Origin of the sequence: Lichenicola sp. (assembly GCF_965198575.1) — a bacterium.
Taxonomy (GTDB): domain Bacteria; phylum Pseudomonadota; class Alphaproteobacteria; order Acetobacterales; family Acetobacteraceae; genus Lichenicola.
In genome coordinates this window covers 2044380-2061444 of sequence record NZ_OZ240671.1, presented here as the reverse complement: position 1 = coordinate 2061444, position 17065 = coordinate 2044380, and the positions used below count along the sequence as shown (strand labels likewise).

General features: G+C 68.0%; 14 protein-coding genes. 10 read left to right on the top strand and 4 right to left on the bottom strand.

Annotated elements, in window-relative coordinates:
- Positions 1-128 precede the first annotated feature (128 nt).
- Positions 129-716 carry a bactofilin family protein gene (locus ACOEQ2_RS09470; protein WP_419727745.1) on the top strand — a complete coding sequence of 196 codons (588 nt, stop codon included), beginning with the start codon at positions 129-131 and terminating at the stop codon, positions 714-716.
- Positions 717-813: 97 nt separating this feature from the next.
- The gene (locus ACOEQ2_RS09465) at positions 814-1578 is read left to right on the top strand and encodes a hypothetical protein (RefSeq protein ID WP_419727744.1); all 765 of its coding nucleotides are present in this window, start codon (positions 814-816) and stop codon (positions 1576-1578) included.
- A gap of 44 nt (positions 1579-1622) precedes the next feature.
- On the opposite strand, the gene ACOEQ2_RS09460 is transcribed toward ACOEQ2_RS09465, so the two are convergent.
- The 3 genes from ACOEQ2_RS09460 to ACOEQ2_RS09450 form a co-directional block, all read right to left on the bottom strand.
- Positions 1623-2024 (bottom strand): MerR family transcriptional regulator, encoded by a 402-nt coding sequence (locus tag ACOEQ2_RS09460; RefSeq protein WP_419727743.1) that lies wholly within the window; start codon positions 2022-2024, stop codon positions 1623-1625.
- 84 nt (positions 2025-2108) lie between these two features.
- Positions 2109-3872 carry a long-chain-fatty-acid--CoA ligase gene (locus ACOEQ2_RS09455; RefSeq protein WP_419727742.1) on the bottom strand — a complete coding sequence of 588 codons (1764 nt, stop codon included), beginning with the start codon at positions 3870-3872 and terminating at the stop codon, positions 2109-2111.
- 33 nt (positions 3873-3905) lie between these two features.
- Entirely contained in the window at positions 3906-5225 is a 1320-nt protein-coding gene (locus tag ACOEQ2_RS09450; RefSeq protein WP_419727741.1) for an OmpP1/FadL family transporter, read from the bottom strand.
- Between the two features lie 297 nt (positions 5226-5522).
- On the opposite strand from ACOEQ2_RS09450, the gene ACOEQ2_RS09445 reads away from it, so the two are divergent.
- The 4 genes from ACOEQ2_RS09445 to ACOEQ2_RS09430 are packed head-to-tail and all read left to right on the top strand — an operon-like array spanning position 5523 to position 11292.
- Positions 5523-6659, top strand: coding sequence for a thiolase family protein (locus ACOEQ2_RS09445; protein ID WP_419727740.1), 1137 nt, complete (start codon positions 5523-5525; stop codon positions 6657-6659).
- On the top strand, positions 6659-8992 hold the full coding sequence (locus tag ACOEQ2_RS09440; protein ID WP_419727739.1) for a 3-hydroxyacyl-CoA dehydrogenase NAD-binding domain-containing protein: 2334 nt from the start codon (positions 6659-6661) through the stop codon (positions 8990-8992). Before ACOEQ2_RS09445 ends, ACOEQ2_RS09440 begins: the two co-directional genes overlap by 1 nt.
- 30 nt (positions 8993-9022) lie before the next feature.
- Positions 9023-10813, top strand: a complete 1791-nt coding sequence (locus tag ACOEQ2_RS09435; RefSeq protein WP_419727738.1) for an acyl-CoA dehydrogenase C-terminal domain-containing protein — start codon at positions 9023-9025, stop codon at positions 10811-10813.
- The gene (locus ACOEQ2_RS09430) at positions 10813-11292 is read left to right on the top strand and encodes a PaaI family thioesterase (protein ID WP_419727737.1); all 480 of its coding nucleotides are present in this window, start codon (positions 10813-10815) and stop codon (positions 11290-11292) included. Before ACOEQ2_RS09435 ends, ACOEQ2_RS09430 begins: the two co-directional genes overlap by 1 nt.
- Positions 11293-11329: 37 nt before the next feature.
- On the opposite strand, the gene ACOEQ2_RS09425 is transcribed toward ACOEQ2_RS09430, so the two are convergent.
- Positions 11330-11671: a hypothetical protein gene (locus ACOEQ2_RS09425; protein WP_419727736.1), complete on the bottom strand. Its 342-nt coding sequence runs from the start codon at positions 11669-11671 to the stop codon at positions 11330-11332.
- Positions 11672-12162: 491 nt separating this feature from the next.
- Here ACOEQ2_RS09425 and ACOEQ2_RS09420 point away from each other — a divergent pair, with 491 nt between their 5' ends.
- The 4 genes from ACOEQ2_RS09420 to ACOEQ2_RS09405 are packed head-to-tail and all read left to right on the top strand — an operon-like array spanning position 12163 to position 17018.
- Positions 12163-14358, top strand: coding sequence for an FUSC family protein (locus ACOEQ2_RS09420; protein ID WP_419727735.1), 2196 nt, complete (start codon positions 12163-12165; stop codon positions 14356-14358).
- Positions 14359-14361: 3 nt separating this feature from the next.
- On the top strand, positions 14362-14556 hold the full coding sequence (locus ACOEQ2_RS09415) for a DUF1656 domain-containing protein (protein ID WP_419727734.1): 195 nt from the start codon (positions 14362-14364) through the stop codon (positions 14554-14556).
- Positions 14557-14595: 39 nt separating this feature from the next.
- The gene (locus ACOEQ2_RS09410; protein WP_419727733.1) at positions 14596-15504 is read left to right on the top strand and encodes an efflux RND transporter periplasmic adaptor subunit; all 909 of its coding nucleotides are present in this window, start codon (positions 14596-14598) and stop codon (positions 15502-15504) included.
- A gap of 17 nt (positions 15505-15521) precedes the next feature.
- On the top strand, positions 15522-17018 hold the full coding sequence (locus ACOEQ2_RS09405; RefSeq protein ID WP_419727732.1) for an efflux transporter outer membrane subunit: 1497 nt from the start codon (positions 15522-15524) through the stop codon (positions 17016-17018).
- Positions 17019-17065 lie beyond the last annotated feature (47 nt).

Below are 17065 nucleotides of genomic sequence, written 5' to 3'. Positions count from 1 at the left end.
GCACCTCCACCTTCGGCTCACTGCAAGCGCCGAGAATACCCACGCCAGGTCAGCCGTCGCAGCCCCCGGGCCAAAGCTCGGCCTCGACTACCGTCCCGAACCCAGCACCGTCCAAGGAGGCCTCATCGATGGGTCGTTCACCGTTCCCCACTCCTCCCAGCCCTCCCGCCGCCGCTGGCGGGATGCCCCCTGGCGGTATTCCCGCCAATCGCGGACCGATGCCGGGCACCGGTCCGGGTGGCGCACCGGGTGCCACTTCCGGCGCTCCCGGTAGTGCGCCGCGCAAGGATGCGGCCGAGCGGCGGACCCTCGTGGTCGGACGCGGCATCAGCGTCCAGGGCGTCGTGCAGGACGCCGAGCGGCTCGTCGTCGAGGGCACGGTCGAGGCGACCATGATCCACGCGACCGAGTTGTCGGTGGCCCCGGGCGGTGTGTTCCGCGGTGAGATCGAGGTCGAGGACGCCGAGCTTGCCGGGACCGTCGACGGCACCCTGACGGCGCGCGGCAACCTCACCATTCGCGCCACCGGCCGCCTGATCGGCACTGCCAAGTGCCGCCGGTTGCAGGTCGAGGATGGTGGTCAGGTGACCGGCCGCCTGGAGATGATCACCGAGCAGCGTGCCGGCATCCAGCCACCGGTCGGCGAGCCGATCCAGTCCGTCAAGGCGGCGCCATCCCCGACCGCCCCGGTCGATCCGGCACACGCCGCGACCTGATCCCGGCACACTCCCGGGAGGCATCCAGGCCGTCCCGGCCCGCACCCGGCCTCCCGGCGCGCGGGCCGGGCGCTCCGGCCAGTCTGGATCCGCCATCATGTCCTGGACCGACCTTGGCGACCTGCTGCATGCGCTGATCGCGCTGCCGCTGCTGTTCGGCAGCTTCGTTGGCGGCGCGCTGCTGCAGCGCCGGCTGCCGGAAGCCCATCGTGGCCCGGCGACGCACGCCATGGTGCGGATCGTGATGGACATGCTGGTGACGTTCGCGGCCATCGTGCTCGGCCTGCTGATCACCTCCGCGAAGACCTCGTTCGACGCCACCGGCGACGAGGTCCGCACCTACGCCATCGACATCATCACCCTCGACCAGACGTTGGCGAGCTACGGTCCCGACGCCGGCAGATTGCGACCGATGCTGGCGGACTATACCCGCGACGTCATCTCACGCACCGACCCGGACCTCGGTGTCGCATCGCTCCGGCATTTCGGACTGCTGAGCCGGATCGAGGCCGGCATGCTCTTGCTTCCGGCCGCCACCGACATGCAGCACCACATCCAGGACGAGGCCTTCGGCCAGCTCACCCGCCTGCAGCAGGAACGCCACCGCCTCGCCGACGAGGCGAAGACCGAGACCAACCTGACATTCTACGCGATGCTGATGGTCTGGCTGATGGTGGTGTATGGCTGTTTCGGGCTGATCACCGAACGAACCTGGCTCGGCGACCTCATCGTCGGGCTGTCGGTGATGGCGATCGTGCTGGCGGTGTTCGTGATCCTGGACATGAGCACGCCGTTCACCGGGCTGGTCGTGGTATCCGAGCAGCCACTGCGCGACGCGCTGAAGACCATCACGGCGGGGTAGTCGGACCCCGATCGCCATGGCCCAATATCCCGCGCGGCGGCGGCTCAACGCTCGAGGTCGGAGGCGACCTGCAGCTCGATCGCCTGCAACTCGTCCAGGGTGCGGGTCAGGGCGGCGCTCATCGCGCGCAGCTGCCTGATCCGGTCCCGCACGCCGCGCAGCAACAGCCGCTTCTGCTCGTCATGTTCCGGATCGACGTCGTATAGATCCAGGAATTCCTTGATCTCCCGCAGGCTGAAACCGAGCCGCTTGCCACGCAGGATCAGCTGCATGCGGCCATGCTCGCGATGCGAATAGACGCGCGTCGCCCCGACACGCGAGGGCCGGATCAGGCCCTTGTCCTCGTAGAAGCGGATCGCCCGCGCCGTGACCCCGAGCTCGGCCGCAAGGGCCGTCACGGTGTACAGCCGCCCTTGCTGGGCGCCTCCGGCGGCAACCTCCATCATCAGCTCCAACGCCCTGCTTCCGGCGGCTCTATCGCACCGGCGTGGCGCTCAAGACAACAAGGCCCCCCAAGGCCAGGAAGCTGCTCACGCCGCCTGCGGGCCGGCACGATCCCGTCTGTCCGCCGTTGGCGCGGCGTCGGCCTCCGGCCCTTCGACCCCGGCATCAGCATCAGCATCGGCCTGGGCTGCCCGTCTGCCGGCTTCCTCGGCGACCAGCTCCTTCTTCGACAGCTTGCCGACCAGGGTGCGTGGCAGCGACGCCCGGATCTCGATCTCGCGCGGCATCTCGATCCGCGAGATCTCCCGGGCCAGAAAGTCCGACAGCGCTGCGCCGGTCGCCGTCGCACCGGGCCGCAGCGCCACGAAGGCTTTCGGAGCCTCGCCGCGATAGAGGTCCGGCACGCCGATCACCGTGGCTTCCAGCACGTCGGGGTGGCGATACAGCGCCTCCTCGATCGTCCGCGGATAGACGTTGTAGCCGCTGCACAGGATCAGGTCCTTGATGCGGTCGACCAGGAACAGGTAGCCGTTCTCGTCCAGGTAGCCGATATCGCCCGTGCGCAGCGCGCCGTCGATCATCGTCGCTTCGGTCTCGGCGGCGCGGTTCCAGTAGCCCTGCATCACCTGCGGGCCGCGCGCGCACACCTCGCCTCGCTCGCCCGGCCCGAGAACACGCGACGGATCGGCCAGGTCGCGGATCTCGATCACCGTGCCGATCACCGCCTGGCCTGCCGAACCTGGCGGGCCGGCCTCACCGAGACGATTGCAGGTCAACACCGGGGACGCCTCGCTGAGGCCGTAGCCCTCGCTGACACGGCATCCGGTGAGGGCCTCGAAGCGGTGCTTGACCTCGGCCGGAAGCGGCGCGCCACCGGAGATGCAGTCCTTGATCGAGCGCATCGCCTGGGCCTGCCGCGGCGACCCGGCGGCCACGGCATCCGCGATTGCGGTGTAGAGCGTCGGCACTGCCGGGAAAGTGGTCGGGCGGGTGCGGCGGATGGTGTCGAGGATCGACTTCATCTCGAAACGCGGCAGCAGGATCATCGCGGCCCCGGTCGCCACCGCGTAATTCAGCACCGAGGTGAGCGCGAATACATGGAACAGCGGCAGCACCCCCAGGATCCGGGTGTCGGCACGCATGCCCATCACCGCAATTTCCTGCGCACTGTTCGCGGTCAGGTTGGCGTGGGTAAGCGCCGCACCTTTGGGAATCCCGGTGGTGCCACCGGTATATTGCAGGAGTGCCACGTCGTGCACATCGATCGCGACGTCCTCCGGGCAACCGTCATTGTCGATCAGGCGGGCGTATGGTGCATATAACGGGCCGGCACCCGGTGGCGCGATGGCGCGCCGCTTCACCACGCCGTAGAGCAGCCCTTTCAGCGGCGGCATCGCAGCTGCCAGCGAGCACACGATCAGCTTGCGCAAGGCGGTGCGCGCCGCGACGGCTGTCAGCTTGTCGTGCAGCACGCGCAGGTCCGGCAGCACCATCATGACGGTGCCGGAATCCTCGACCTGCGTGATCAACTCACGCTCGGTGTAGAGCGGGTTGAAATTCACGACGATCCCGCCAGCCTTCATGATGGCGAAATAGAACACCACGAAATAGGGCGTGTTCGGCAGGCACAGACCCACCCGCTCGCCCGGCTGCAGCCCCGATCGCTGCAGGCCGCGAGCCGCCCGGTCGACCAGGCGCTGCAGCTCCGCATAGCGCCAGCGCCGGCCGAGAAAGTCGATCGCCACGCGCGCTGAATGTTTCGCCACCGTTTCGGCAAGCATCTGCGGCAGGGTTCGCACCGGGATGGGATCATCCGCCGCGCGGCCGATGACCTCGCTCACGAACGACATGGCATCTCCTCGGACAGCGAGCGCATCACAAGGTCAGAACCAGAGCCGCGTGCCGATCCCGGCGACCACGCCGCTCGCCTCGACCATGCCGGACAGGGCGACCGGCACCGTTACCGGCGTGCCGGCATAGGCACTGGCGTTTCGGTTGATCGAGGCCGCCTGGAAGTCGACGTAGGTGACCGACGCGTCGAAGGTGATGCGCCGGGTCACCTTGACCGACGTGCCGACCGAGAACAGCCACCGGTTGGCATCCGGCACGCGCGCGTCGCGCGATGCACCCGGTGTCGGGGTGGGGTCGTACTGCAGGCCGGTCCGCATGATCCAGCGCGGCGTCACCTCGTAATCGAGGCCGAAGGCGCCGCTCAACGTGTCCTGGTAGTTCTCGTTGGTCTGCGTCGTCACCGGGCTGGTCACGAAGATCGCATCGAACACGCTCCAGCCCTGCCGCACCGCCTGCGCGTTCAGTGTGAGGCGATCCGTCACCCGGTAGCGCACGGCGAAGGTGGCCGCCCAGGGGGTCGTGAAATGCGCGCCGGCATCTGCGCGGAGATTCTGGCCGGCCAGCAATCCATCCAGGCCGGTCACGCTGAGCTTGCCGCTGAGTTCGTGCTGGATCTTGGATCGATACGCGGCGCCGAAGGTCAGCCGGTCGGTCAGGTGCAGCTGCAGACCGGCATTGAACCCGACGTCCCAGCCGTTGCCGTGCAGCGTCTGCTGACCGTCCGGCTGGCCGGCAAACAGGTTGGGCAGCGCGCTGCTGAGATCGGCCACTTGGTATTCGATGTTCGGACCGATGCCGAGCCCGAGCCAGCTGGTCGGCCGCCAGGCCAGCGTCGGCTGAAAATCGAGCGTGGTCAGGCGCGAGGTTTCGGCTGCGTACCGCGTCCAGCTGTCGGTCGGGTACTTGGTGACGAAGCTGAACGGCGAGGTCACCGCCATGCCGATCGCCCACTGGTCGTCGATCCGATAGGCGAACCCGCCGGTCGGCAGGATGCCGTTCTGCACCGGATTGTCGACCCGGCCATCGCCGCCGACGGAGCTGGTGCCACGACCGAGATAGCGGATCGTCGAATTGTGATCGGTCGCCGTGGAGCTCACGAAGATCCCGGTGACGCCGTTATAGGTCTCGCTCTGCGCGATGCCGGCAATGCTGGCCGGGTTCCACCAGAGCGACTCCGCGCCCATGTCTGCCGCCTCGCCGGAATAGGCGCGACCACCACCCTTCACCGACTGGTCCTGCAGGTAGAAGCCCGCGGCGATCGCGCTGCCGGAGGTGCCCGCGGAGCCTGCGACGAAAGGCAACGCCGTCAGGCAGGACAGCGCCGCACCGCGGGCGGATGACAGGTATCTCATGGACGTATCCCCTAGCGCGGACAGTATGGTCCATCCGTCATATCTTTGCGGTGGCGTTTCGACCACAGTCGCCAAGCCGTCTGGGCTTTTGCCCGACTTTGTTACAGAAGGCTTACGCCCTCCAACACTTGCGTCAAGCAGTTCCGTGATTGTGCAGCGCAGTGCTGCGCAGTTCGGAGACCGGCCCGGGACGGCGGTGTTGTCGCCTCGTCCCCCCGATGCTATCAGCCAGGTGCTTGACGTATAGGGAAGGCACTACCGATCCGGGCTGGTGCCGCTCGAGTGCCGGAGGCCGCCATGATGCAGAACACGGTGATCGCGGGTTATGCCCGCTCCCCGTTCCACTTGGCAGTCAAGGGCCTGCTCGCCCGAGTGCGGCCGGACGATCTCGCGGCACAGGTGATCGGCGGGCTGATCCAGCGCACCGGCGTCAAACCTGAGGACATCGAGGACCTGATCGTCGGGTGCGCATTTCCCGAAGCCGAGCAGGGCCTCAATGTCGGGCGGCTGATCGGGCTACTGGCCGGGCTGCCGACCTCTGTCGGCGGTGTGACTGTCAACCGGTTCTGCGGCTCGTCGATGCAGGCGATCCACATGGCGGCCGGGGCGATCGCGATCGGTGCCGGCGAGGTGTTCATCTGCGCCGGCGTCGAGAGCATGAGCCGGGTGCCGATGGGCGGCTACAACCCGTTGCCCAATCCGGATCTCGCCGCCAAAGGCTCGGCCTATATCAGCATGGGCGAGACCGCGGAGAACGTGGCGACGCGCTACCAGATCGGCCGCCAGGAGCAGGAGCAGTTCGCGCTCGACAGCCAGGCCAAGGCGGCAAGCGCGCAGGTGTCCGGCCGGCTGTCCGACGAGATCGTCACGGTGCGCAGCACGGCGGGCACGGTCGAGACCGACGGCTGCCTGCGCCCGGACAGCAGCGCCGAGGGCCTCGCAGCCCTGAAGCCGGCTTTCGACAAGGACGGCACCGTCACCGCAGGAACCTCGTCGCCACTGACCGATGGCGCCAGTGCAGTGCTGGTCTGCACCGAGGACTACGCCAACCGCCACGGTCTCAAGGTGCTGGCGCGACTGCGCAGTGTCGGCGTGTCGGGATGCGCCCCGGAGACCATGGGGCTGGGGCCGATTGCCGCCAGCCGCAAGGCGCTCGATCGGGCCGGCGTAAAGGCATCCGAGCTGGATGTCGTGGAGCTGAACGAGGCGTTCGCGAGCCAGGCACTCGCCTGCATCCGCGACCTCGGCCTGCGACCGGAGACGGTCAATATCGATGGCGGAGCGATCGCCATCGGCCATCCGCTCGGGGCAACCGGCGCCCGGATCGTCGGCAAGGCGGCGGCGCTGTTGTCACGCGAAGGCGGCCGGTATGCGCTGGCGACCCAGTGCATCGGCGGCGGCCAGGGCATCGCCACCCTGCTGGAGCGGGTGTGATGGCGGCGCTCGACACGGATACCGGCATCCGCCGCGTCTGCGTCGTCGGCGCCGGGGTCATGGGTGCGGGGATCGCGGCCCAGGTCGCCAATGCCGGCGTCCGGGTGCTGCTGCTCGACATCCTGCCGAAGTCGGGTGACGACCGCGATGCGGTGGCCAAGGCCGCCGTGGCGCGCGCGCTCAAGACCGACCCGGCACCGTTCATGTCGCCGGCCGCCGCAAAACTCGTCGAGCCCGGCAACATCGAGGACGATCTCGGGAAGGTCGTCGAGTGTGACTGGATCATCGAGGTGATCGTCGAGCGGCTCGAGCTGAAGCAGGCGCTGTATCGCAGGCTCGAGGCGGTGCGTCGGCCCGGCACGCCGATCAGCTCCAACACCTCGACGATCCCGCTGGCGCAGCTTGTCGACGGATTGCCCGAGAGCCTGTCACGCGACTTCATGATCACGCATTTCTTCAACCCGCCGCGCTACATGCGCCTGCTCGAGCTGGTGGCCGGGCCCGCGACCGATCCGGCACTGGTCGACCGGGTCAGCCGGTTCTGCGACCTCGCCCTCGGCAAGACGGTGGTGCGCGCGCATGACACGCCGGGCTTCATCGCCAACCGCATCGGCACCTACTGGATGCAGCAGGCGGTCAATGCGGCGATGGACCAGGGGCTGTCGGTCGAGGAGGCCGACGCCGTGCTGGGCCGGCCGTTCGGCATCCCGAAAACCGGGGTGTTCGGGCTGCTGGACCTGGTCGGGCTGGATCTGATGCCGCACATCAATGCCAGCATGAAGGCGTCGCTGCCTGCCGGTGACGCGTTCCTCGAGACGCTCCGCGACTCTCCTTTGCTGACCAGGATGATCGCCGAGGGCAATACCGGACGGAAAGGCCGCGGCGGTTTCTATCGGCTGAACCGCGAGGCCGGGAAGATCAAGGAGTCGATCGGCCTCGTCACCGGCGAATACGAGCCATCACGAACGGCAAGCCTGCCGTCGGCGCTGTCACGCGACCCGGCCGCGCTGATCGCGTCCACCGACCGCTACGGCCACTACGCCTGGACCGTGATGGGTGCCACGCTCGCCTATGCCGCCAGCCTGGTGCCGGCGATCGCCGACGATATCGTCTCGGTGGATGCCGCGATGCGTCTCGGCTTCAACTGGAAGCAGGGGCCGTTCGAACTGCTTGACGCGCTCGGTCCGGAGGCCGTGGCACGTCGCCTGGAGGCGGAAGGCCGGCCGGTGCCGCCTGTGCTGCGCACGGTCGGCACTGGCCGGTTCTACAAGGTCGAGAACGGCCGGACGCTGTTCCTCGGCGTGGACGGGGAATACGTCCCGATCGAGCGACCGCCCGGCGTGCTGCTGCTGGACGACATCAAGTGCCGCTCCGAGCCGCTCCTGAGGAACGGGTCGGCCGCCCTGTGGGACATCGGCGACGGCGTCGCGTGCTTTGAGTTCACCTCGAAGATGAACGCGATCGACGAGCACACCCTGAAGCTCCTCGACAAGAGCATCGACCTGGTGAAGCAGCGCTACAAGGCGCTCGTGGTCTATACCGACGCCACCAACTTCTCGGCTGGCGCCAATCTCGGTCTTGCGCTGTTCGCCTGCAACATTGCCGCCTGGGGCGAGATCGAGAAACTCGTGTCGGGCGGCCAGCGGACCTACAAGGCGCTGAAATACGCGCCCTTCCCGGTGGTGTCCGCGCCGGCCGGCCTGGCCCTCGGCGGCGGCTGCGAGATCCTGCTGCATTCGGACGCCGTACAGGCGCATGCGGAGAGCTATGTCGGCCTGGTCGAGTGCGGTGTCGGGCTGGTCCCGGGCTGGGGCGGCTGCGGCGAGATGATCGCCCGCTGGGTCGCCTCGCCCGGCATGCCGAAGGGGCCGATGCCGGCGGTGGCGAAGGTATTCGAGATCGTCAGCACGGCCAGGATGGCGAAGTCGGCGACCGAAGCGCGCAGCCTCGGTTTCCTGCGCGAGACCGATCGGATCACGATGAATCGCGACCGACTGCTGTTCGAGGCGCGTGCCCGGGCGTTGTCTCTGGTGGATGGATACTCCGCTCCGAAGCCTCCCGAGTTCAGGCTGCCTGGAGCCGGCGGACGCATGGCGATGAAACTCGCCGCCGAGGGATTCCACCGTCAGGGGGTCGCCACCGACCACGACCTGGTGGTTGCCGGCAACCTGGCGGAAGTCTTGTCGGGCGGCGAGGCGGATCTGATGGACGTGGTCACCGAGAAGCAGATGCTGGCGCTCGAACGCACTGCCTTCATGCGGCTGATCCGCACCGGCCCGACGCTCGATCGCATCGAGCACACTCTCGAAACCGGCAAGCCACTCCGCAATTGATGCCCATCACGCTGCACAGGACACACCGCCATGCAGACCTATGACGCCCCGCTTCGCGACATGCGTTTCGTGCTGCACGAGCTGCACGGCCTGGACGCGCTGACATCACTGCCGGCCTTCGCCGACCTCAACGCCGAGACCGTCGACGTTGTGCTGGAGGAGGCGGCCCGGATCGCGACCGAAGTGCTGCTGCCGCTGAACGCGTCCGGCGACATCGAAGGCTGCGTCGTCGAGAACGGCGTCGTGCGCACGCCGAAGGGCTTCCGCGCCGCCTACGACACCTTCCGCGAGGGCGGCTGGAACGCACTGGCCGGCGACCCGACTTATGGCGGCCAAGGCTTGCCGGAAAGCGTCAACAAGCTCGTCGAGGAGATGATCTGCGGCGCCAACCTGTCCTTCAGCCTGTATCCCGGGCTGACCCATGGCGCCGTGCAGGCGCTGGCGGCGCATGGCTCGGACGAGCTCAAGGACCTCTATCTGCCGAAAATGATCGACGGCATCTGGTCCGGCTCGATGTGCCTCACCGAGAGCCAGTGCGGCACCGATCTCGGCATGCTGCGCACCCGTGCGGTGCCGCAGGATGACGGCAGCTACCGGCTCACCGGCTCCAAGATCTTCATCTCGGCCGGCGAGCACGACCTCACCGAGAACATCATCCACCTGGTTCTGGCACGACTCCCCGACGCACCGCCCGGGATCAAGGGCATCAGCCTGTTCCTGGCGCCGAAGTTCCTGCCAAAGGCGGACGGCTCGGTCGGGCCGCGCAACGGCATCCTGTGCACCGGGCTCGAGCACAAGATGGGGCTGAAGGCGTCCGCCACCTGCCAGATCTCCTTCGACGACGCGCAGGCCTGGCTGGTCGGCACCGCGCACAAGGGCATGCAGGGCATGTTCACGATGATGAACGAGGAGCGCCTGGGCGTCGGCATCCAGGGCCTGGGGATCGCTTCGGCCGCATACCAGTCGGCCGTCGCCTACGCCAAGGACCGGCTGCAGGGCCGCTCCCTGTCGGGCACCAAGCGTCCGGATCTCGCCGCCGATCCGATCATCGTGCATCCCGACGTGCGGCGCATGCTGATGACGATGCGCACCAGCGCCGAGGGCTGTCGCGCTGTCGGAATCTGGGTGGCTCAGGCGGTCGATCTGTCGAAGCACGCCGCCACCGAGGGCGAGCGCACCGCGGCCGCGGATTTCGTAGCGCTGATGACGCCGGTGGTGAAGGCGCTGTTCACCGATCTCGGCTTCGAGGCGGCGAGCCTGGGCGTGCAGGTCTATGGCGGGCACGGCTACATCCGCGAGCACGGAGTCGAGCAGTATGTCCGCGATGCCCGAATCGCCATGCTCTACGAGGGCACCAACGGCATCCAGGCGCTCGACCTGGTCGGCCGCAAGATGCCGGCGCATATGGGCCGGAGCCTGCGCCGCCTGTTCCACCCGATCTCGGACTTCATCGAGGCGCATCGCAAGGACGAGGCGGTGGCCGGCATGGTCGAGCAGCTCGAGCGGGCGTTCGGCGCGCTGCAGCTGGCGACCGGGCAGATCGCGCAATCCGGCCTGAAGGACCCCGAGGAGGCCGGCGCCGCGGCCACCGACTATCTCCGTCTGCTCGGATTGGTGGCGATGGGCTTCATGTTCGTGCGCGCTGCCGGGATCGCCGCGGAGCGGCTGGCGACAGGCACCGACGAGCCGGAGTTCTATCGCGCCAAGCTGGCCAGCGCGCAGTTCTTCATCGACCGTATTCTGCCGCAGGCGACCGGCCTGTTCCTGGCGATCAAGTCTGGCAAGGCCTCCACCATGGCGCTCGCGGAGGCCTCGTTCTGATGCAGGAGGCGCCGGCCGGCTTCGTACGGCTGCCGATGGCGGGCCTCTCCGACTTCACCGCGCGCACCCTGCCGCTGCATGTCCGCAGCGAGGACGGCCATCTGGTCGGCGGCTTCAGGGTGACGCCGGAGCACTGCAACCCGGCCGGGACCTGCCATGGCGGCATGATCGCGACCTTCTGCGACATCCTCTTGGCGTTCGCGGGAATGTTCGAGAACCGCTTCGAGGCGATGATCCTGCCGACGATCAGCCTCTCGATCGACTACCTGGCGCCGGCGCGCCCGGGCGGCTGGATGCAGGCGACCGGCGAGATCCTCAAGACGACGCGGAGCCTGATGTTCGCACAGGGCCTCGTCCGGACCGACGGGACGCCGTCGGCACGGGTCAACGGCGTTTTCAGGATCCCGCGCCCGGATGCCGAGGCATTCGATACCGGCGCGTGGCTGCGCGATCAGCTCGGCTCCGCCGATCGCGACTGACGAGCCCGCGGCAACGTGTACCGATCAGGCCGCACGGTCAGCGGGAACCGCTCACGCCGCTATCGATCGAGTCCGTAGCTGAATGCCCGGGGGTTGGTTCCGGTCGTGATACTGCCTCGTCCGCGATGCGCAGGCTGCTTGCCAGCGAGAGGACACTGCCCTGCAGGGCGGCCAGTTTATACCGCCAGGCATCGACTGCACGGCGCTGCTCATCGACCGCCTGCTTCAATCTGAGGACAGCGCGCTCGAGCTGGACCTGCGGATCAACCGTCGGCTCAGGCAGCCTTTGGGCCGCCGGACGCTGAGGGAACGGGATCACGTTCGACGCCCGCGCATCCGCCTCGTCGGGCGTCTGTCCTGGGCCGTCCATGGTCTGCATCTTCTAATAACCCCCGTGCTGCACACATCGGACTGTTGCTGCCGCCGATCAACGTAGCCAAGCCTTGAACGTTGCGCCGTCGCGTCGACGGCAGGTTGACAGTCATACGCATGCAAATCATTGACTTTGGTAATGGATGAGCAGCCGCGGGAAGACAATCTTATCGCCTCCGGCCATCGCCTCCCGCGGCCTGGACATGCGCGGCAACGTATTCGGGACCAGCCGCCTCGAGATCACGGGCTGACCGTTGCCAGCTGGCGGCCGATCCTGTTGTTCGGCAATCTGGCCACCCCGATCCGGCAGGGAGAGCTGGCGCGGATGCCCGACCTGGACGCCCCATCACTGGCCTTCCAGCCGGAAACGCCGGAGTGCGAACGGCTGTTGGAGCGGGTCGCGCAGGCCGAGAGGGGCGCCTGCACGACCGCCCTCGGTCGCATCGAACGGACACGTTGCACGCTACGGGCTCGACACGCATCCGGGGGTCCCCCGGCGTGAGTATCTCGACAGCCCGATCGGGACGGTACGCCGCAACCGGCTTGCTGGTGCGACTTGCCGATCGGACGCGGCGGTTCCTGTCGCGCCCGACCTGGCTTGGCCAGGAACTCGCGCCGGATCTTGCAACCTTCGCCTATACGCTCCGCACCATGCTGGCGATCGGCATCGCGCTGTTCACTGCATTCGCCTTGCAGCTGCAATCGCCGATGTCCTCGGTGACCACGGTCCTGATCGTCGCCAACCCGGTGACCGGCGCGCTGGTGTCGAAAAGCGTCTGGCGATTGCTTGCGACCCTGCTCGGAGCCACTGCAGCCGTGGTGCTGATGGCCGTGTTCGCGCAGGCCCCGCTGCTGTTCACGGTGGCCCTGTCGCTGTGTATCGGACTTGCCTGCGTGGTGGCGTCATTGCTGCGCTATTTCCGGGCCTACGGTGCGGTGCTCGCTGGCTACACCATCATCATCGTCGCCAGCGGCTCGTTCGCCGACCCGCAGAACATCTTCACGAGCGCGTTGTCACGCGTTTCGGCAGTCTCGGTCGGCATCGTCGCGGCCGCCCTGGTCTTCCTGCTGACGACCCTGCCGACGCCCCCGACGCTCGGGCGCACCATCGAGAGCCTGGTGCGCGACATCGCCGCGGCCTTCGTGGTGTATCGGCGTCCGAATGGCCAGGCGCTCGATGACCTGGATGCCGACCGGCTGCCCCGATCCGGGCTGCTCGCCCGTGCCGGCGCACTCGACGAGGCGATCGAATATGCCGGTGCCGAAAGCTACGTCCTGGGTCGCCGGACGGCCCGGCTGCGGGTCGGAGCGTCGCGCCTCCTCGGCCTGTTGAGCCAGCTCGAGCCGCTGCACGACCTTGCCCTGCCGGACTCGCCGGACGCCGAAGCTGGACGACAGACGCAGAAGATCGCGCGAGACAGCATGCTCGCGCTGTCGGTCTTGCCGGCCGGCAGCCTCGCCGCCAGCCTTCCGGCGATCGAGGCGGCGCGCACCCGGGTCGCCGCACTCGCCTCGGCCATGCAGGACCCGCGGGCCCTTACCGTCGCCCTGCACGAACGCGATCTGCTGGACCAGTTGGCCCTCGCGATCACCGATCTCACCGAGGCGGGCCCGGCCGACACGAGAATGCGGCTACGCCCCTACCTCGACTGGCAGACGGCGATCCGCAATGGCGTGCGCGGTCTGCTGGTGACCCTGATCGGCGGCCTGTTCTGGTATGTGACGCAGTGGACAGCCGGGCCGACGATGCTGTCCTTCCTGGTGCCGGCTGCCTGCCTGCTGTCGAGCAGCCCCTCGGCGTCCCGCGCGAGCATCGAGTTCGCGACCGGGACACTGTTCGCGATCGTCGGCAGTGTGCTTTGCGAGATTTTCATCCTGCCGCAGATCTCCGGCTTCCCGCTGCTGTGGGGCGCGTTGTGCCTGTGTCTGGCGCCTGGCATCTGGCTGCAATTCAGCCCGGTTCATCGCAATCGGGCGTTTGCCTACGTCGTGTTCTTCAACGCGATGCTGAACGTCCACAACCCGATCAAGTACGACGACATCCTGCTGTTCAATGACTGGTTGGCGTTCCTGCTGGGCGCCGTCTGCCTGGTGATGGTGTTCCGCGTGCTGATGCCGGCGAACCCGGCGCGTGACGTCAGGCGCCTCTCGGTGTCGCTCGGGCGGGCGGTGGAGCTGCTGTCGCGGCGTCAGTGGCGGGCGCCATCGAGCCTGGGCGGGCTCCCCTGCTGGGAAACCTGGCAGAACCTGCAGATGCAGAAGGCCCAACGCCTGGTCCAGCGTCTGCAGCAGGTGCCGGAGATTTCCCCCGCCCCGATCATGCAGGCAGCCTTCGTGATCATCGCCCTCGGGCGCGTGGTGCTGACGCTGCAACGGCTGCAGCGCGACCCGAGATTGCCTCCCGATGGCCAGGACGCGGCGCGTCGGGCACTGCATGCGCTGCACCAGGTGCGTGCTGCACCGACACGCGCCGCATCGGGACTGGACGCGCTCGAACAGGCGATCCTGCCGCTGCTCGACGAGCCGCAGGCCGATCGCCCGGTCCTGCCGGGACAGGAGTGTGAGAGCATGCGCATGCTGGTCGGCACCATCGGCGAGGCAGCCCTGCTGGTGCGCAAGGCCGCGGGTCTGCTCGACCGGCAGTGTCCGATGCTTCCTGCTCCCGGCGGCCCGATGCTCCTGGCCGGGCGCTGAGCCGTGCTGGCCGAAATCCATATCGCAGGCGTGCTGTTCGCCCCGATCGTGCTGTACTGCCTGGCGGCGTTGCCGATCACGCTGCTGCTGCGCGCGCTGATCTGGCGCACCGGCCTGGCCGGCTGGACGTGGCACCTGCCGCTTCTGGAAGTGGCGCTCTATGTGTGCGTGTTGTCGCTGCTGGTCAGGTACGCGTGACGGTTCCTGCATGACCCCTGGCTCAAGGCTCCGACTGCAATGAACCTTCTGCGCGCCCTGCTTCGGGTCAGCCTGACGCTCCTGGTCGTCGTCGCAGCGCTGCTGCTCGGCGGCTCGCTGTGGCGCACCTACATGGTCTCGCCCTGGACCCGTGACGGCCGGGTGCGGGCCTACGTGGTCGACATCGCACCCGAGGTGTCCGGGACAGTGGTGGACCTGCCGATCCGCGACAACCAGTTCGTGCGTAAGGGCGATCCGCTGTTCGTCATCGATCCGTCGCGGTTCCGGCTGGCGATCGACGAGGCCGCCGCCCATCTCGCCAGCGCACGCGAGGATCTGCGTCTGCGGCAATCCGATGCCGCACGCCGGGCAGGACTTGCCGGGATCGTGTCGGCGGAGGAGCGCGAGCGGTTCAATTCGACCGCAGCGACCTCGCAGGCAGCGCTGGATGCGGCACAGGCACAGCTCAACCTGGCAAAGCTGAATCTCGAGCGGGCCACGCTCTATGCGCCTGTGAACGGCTACGTGACCAACCTGGTGCTGCGCACCGGCGACTACGTCATGGCAGGCCAGGCCCGGGTGGCCCTGATCGATGCGGACTCGTTCTGGGTCTATGGCTATTTCGAGGAGACCAAGCTGCATGGCATCGCCGTCGGCGAGCCGGCCCGGATCAAGCTGATGGGGTATGCGCCACTCTTGACCGGCCACGTCGAGAGCGTCGCCCGGGGCATCAACGACGAGAACGGTACGCCGGACCGGGCCGGATTGCAGGACGTGAACCCGGTCTTCACCTGGGTCAGGCTGGCGCAGCGGATCCCGGTGCGGGTGCATATCGACAGCATCCCGGCCGGGATCATCCTGTCTGCCGGCATGACCTGCTCGGTGGCCGTGGGCGCCGAGGTGAAGGACCATGACCGGCTACCGAACTGGCTGCAGGATCATCTCTAAGAACCATGGCGGATTTCATGCCTGCGCCGTGGCGCCATCTCGCCGGAATGCTGTCGACGGTGCTGTCCGGCCTGTTGTTGGCCGGCTGCATGGTCGGCCCGAAATATCACCAGCCGGAGACGGCATTGCCGGCGAACTGGACCGAGCATGCGGCGACGCCGGACGAGATCGCCCGCACCCAGGCGCAGATGCGGGACTGGTGGGCGAGCTTCCACGACCCGGTGCTGACCATGCTGGTCGACCAGGCCATCGCCGGGAATTACGACCTCAGGATCGCCGGCCAGCGCCTGCTCGCGGCCCGCGGCCTGCGCGACCAGATCGCCGGCGGGCTGTATCCGCAGATCGATGCGACACCGGCGGCCGGGATCCAGCGCTTCAGCACCACGCTCGAATATCCGCCGCTGGCGGGCGTGAACTCGGACAACCGGTTCTGGCAGTACGGGCTGACGGCAAGCTGGGAGCTCGATGTGTTCGGCCGCATCCGCCACTCGATCGAGGCGCAGCAGGCGGCGGTCGATGCCGGCATCGAGCAGCGGCGGGGAACCTTGCTGGCGTTGCTGTCCGAGCTTGCCGGCGATTACGTGACGCTACGCGCGAGCCAGCTGGAGCTGCAGATCGCCGACCAGAACATCCAGGCGGCCGGCGACGCGCTCGCGCTGACCAACAAGGTCTATACGCAAGGGCTCGGCACGACCTTGCAGGTGGCGCAGGCCCAGGGCGAATTGGAGACCGAGCAGGCGACCCGCCAGCCGCTACAGACCCGCATCGCCCAGCTGTCGCATGCGATCGCGGTGCTGACCGGACAGATGCCGGGCACCTTCGAGGCCATGCTGGACCGGCCGGCACCATTGCCCGACATCCCGCCGCTGCCGGTGGCGCTGCCGTCGATGGTGATCGCCAACCGGCCGGACATCAGGCGTGCCGAACGGCAATACGCGCAGGCGACGGCAAGGATCGGCGTCGCGGTGGCGCAGCTCTATCCGGACGTGGTGCTGCCGCTCAGCTTCACACCGCAGTCGAGCATGATCCACGAGCTGTTCACCGCGAGCAGCCTCGCCTGGTCGCTGCTGCTGCAGGCGAGCGTGCCGATTTATCACGGCGGCCGGTTGTCGGCGCAGGTGCGCGAGGCGCGGGCCAACGCGGAGGCCGCCCGGCTCACCTATCAGCAGACCGTGCTGCACGCGTTCCAGGAGGTCGAGGACAGGCTGGTGGCCTACCGCAACGACGAGATCCGTACCTCGACCCTGCATCGCGCGGCACAGGACAACGCTCTGGCGCTGGATCGGGCAAGGCGGTTGTACCAAGCCGGCCTGGTCGGCTTCCTCGACGTGCTGACCAGCGAGCGAGCGACTTACACCGCTGAGAACCTGGAAGCGGTCGGGCAACTCGCCCGGCTGGAGGATGCGATCGGGCTGTTCACTGCGATCGGCGCCGGTTGGCAGGGCGTGGCTCTGACCGCCACCACCTTGCCGATCGATGAAGCGCTGCAGGCTCGCATGGCGCAGCGTCACTGACACCGCAACCCTGTCGGCAGAGCGAGGCCCGGCGGTCGCGGTCTGTT

Coding starts and splice junctions, on each gene's coding strand:
- ACOEQ2_RS09470 (WP_419727745.1), top strand. CDS start 129: ATGGGTCGTTCACCGTTCCCCACTCCTCCCAGCCCTCCCGCCGCCGCT.
- ACOEQ2_RS09465 (WP_419727744.1), top strand. CDS start 814: ATGTCCTGGACCGACCTTGGCGACCTGCTGCATGCGCTGATCGCGCTG.
- ACOEQ2_RS09460 (WP_419727743.1), bottom strand. CDS start 2,024: ATGATGGAGGTTGCCGCCGGAGGCGCCCAGCAAGGGCGGCTGTACACC.
- ACOEQ2_RS09455 (WP_419727742.1), bottom strand. CDS start 3,872: ATGTCGTTCGTGAGCGAGGTCATCGGCCGCGCGGCGGATGATCCCATC.
- ACOEQ2_RS09450 (WP_419727741.1), bottom strand. CDS start 5,225: ATGAGATACCTGTCATCCGCCCGCGGTGCGGCGCTGTCCTGCCTGACG.
- ACOEQ2_RS09445 (WP_419727740.1), top strand. CDS start 5,523: ATGATGCAGAACACGGTGATCGCGGGTTATGCCCGCTCCCCGTTCCAC.
- ACOEQ2_RS09440 (WP_419727739.1), top strand. CDS start 6,659: ATGGCGGCGCTCGACACGGATACCGGCATCCGCCGCGTCTGCGTCGTC.
- ACOEQ2_RS09435 (WP_419727738.1), top strand. CDS start 9,023: ATGCAGACCTATGACGCCCCGCTTCGCGACATGCGTTTCGTGCTGCAC.
- ACOEQ2_RS09430 (WP_419727737.1), top strand. CDS start 10,813: ATGCAGGAGGCGCCGGCCGGCTTCGTACGGCTGCCGATGGCGGGCCTC.
- ACOEQ2_RS09425 (WP_419727736.1), bottom strand. CDS start 11,671: ATGCAGACCATGGACGGCCCAGGACAGACGCCCGACGAGGCGGATGCG.
- ACOEQ2_RS09410 (WP_419727733.1), top strand. CDS start 14,596: ATGAACCTTCTGCGCGCCCTGCTTCGGGTCAGCCTGACGCTCCTGGTC.
- ACOEQ2_RS09405 (WP_419727732.1), top strand. CDS start 15,522: ATGCCTGCGCCGTGGCGCCATCTCGCCGGAATGCTGTCGACGGTGCTG.